This window comes from Kitasatospora sp. NPDC052896, assembly GCF_044547075.1.
Lineage (GTDB): Bacteria > Actinomycetota > Actinomycetes > Streptomycetales > Streptomycetaceae > Kitasatospora.
The window spans coordinates 1-1303 of sequence record NZ_JBITZU010000081.1; the positions used below are offsets into that span (position 1 = coordinate 1).

The 1303-nt window shown below is 68.9% G+C and carries 1 protein-coding gene; it reads left to right on the forward strand.

The annotated features are described in order from the left end of the window. Positions 1 to 127 precede the first annotated feature (127 nt). Positions 128 to 1264: an IS30 family transposase gene (locus ACIGXM_RS37410; protein ID WP_396568585.1), complete on the forward strand. Its 1137-nt coding sequence runs from the start codon at positions 128 to 130 to the stop codon at positions 1262 to 1264. Positions 1265 to 1303: the final 39 nt, after the last annotated feature.

Consider the following 1303-nt stretch of genomic DNA (forward strand, 5'->3'; position numbering starts at 1 on the left):
GCTTGGGTTCTAGGAGTTGTTGCAACACCCCAGTTCAGGGGATGCATTGGACTTCGAGATCCGTGAGGACCGGACGCCTCAGGGCCCGCGGAAGCTGACTCGGGAGCGGGCGGCATACTCCCGGCTCATGCAGCAGGGCTACAGCAACAAAGAGGCTTGCCGGATCGTCGGTATCGACGTTCGGACCGGCCAGAAGTGGCGTAACGGACGCAAGCCCACCGGAACGCAAAGGACGGCTCTGCTACCGCTCACAGCGGTAGCAGAGCCGTCCGGCCCGTCCCGGTACCTGTGCGAGGACGAGCGCATCCACATCGCCGACCGGCTGCGGGAGAAGGCCACCGTGCGGGCGATCGCGGCCGAACTGGGCCGCAGCCCCTCCACGGTCAGCCGGGAGATCCGGCGCAACCGCCACCCGGGCAGCGGCAGATACCGGCCCCATGCCGCGCAGGCCCGCGCCGATGCCCGCCGACCGCGCCCCAAGCCCGCCAAGATCGCCCTGAACCGGGAGCTGCGGGAGTTCATCCAGCACCACCTGGACAGGAAGTGGAGCCCGGAGCAGATCTGCCAGGCTCTACGGGACACCTTTCCCGAGCGGCCGGAGATGCACGTGGCCCACGAAACCGTCTACCAGGCCCTCTATGTCCAGGGCCGTGGCGAGTTGCGCCGCGAGCTGGCCGGCTCCCTGCGCACTGGACGCGCCCGGCGCGTCCCCCACCGCCAGGCCGCCGCGCGCAGGCCCAGGTTCGCCCACCCGATGGTCATGATCAGTGAGCGTCCCGCCGAGGTGGAGGACCGGGCGGTTCCCGGGCACTGGGAGGGTGACCTCATCATCGGCAAGGACGGCGCGTCGGCGATCGGCACGCTGGTCGAGCGTGCCACCCGCTACGTGATGCTCCTGCACCTGCCCAACGGCCGCACCGCCGAGCAGGTCCGCGATGCCCTCGTGGAAACGGTGCGGACCCTGCCCGCCCACCTGGTGCGGTCGCTGACCTGGGACCAGGGCTCGGAAATGGCCGAGCACGGCCTGTTCACCTTGGCCACCGACATCCCGGTCTACTTCTGCGACCCGGCCAGTCCCTGGCAGCGCGGCTCCAACGAGAACACGAACGGCCTGCTGCGGCAGTACTTCCCCAAGGGCACCGATCTGTCCGTCCACGGCCCGGAACACCTTGTGACGGTCGCCGCCGAACTCAACGGCCGCCCACGCAAGACGCTCGGCTGGGAAACCCCAGCCGAGCGTCTGCATAAACTCATCGCGGCCTAGACAACCGACCACGTGTTGCGACGACCACTAGAAACCACC

Coding starts and splice junctions, on each gene's coding strand:
- ACIGXM_RS37410 (WP_396568585.1), top strand. CDS start 128: ATGCAGCAGGGCTACAGCAACAAAGAGGCTTGCCGGATCGTCGGTATC.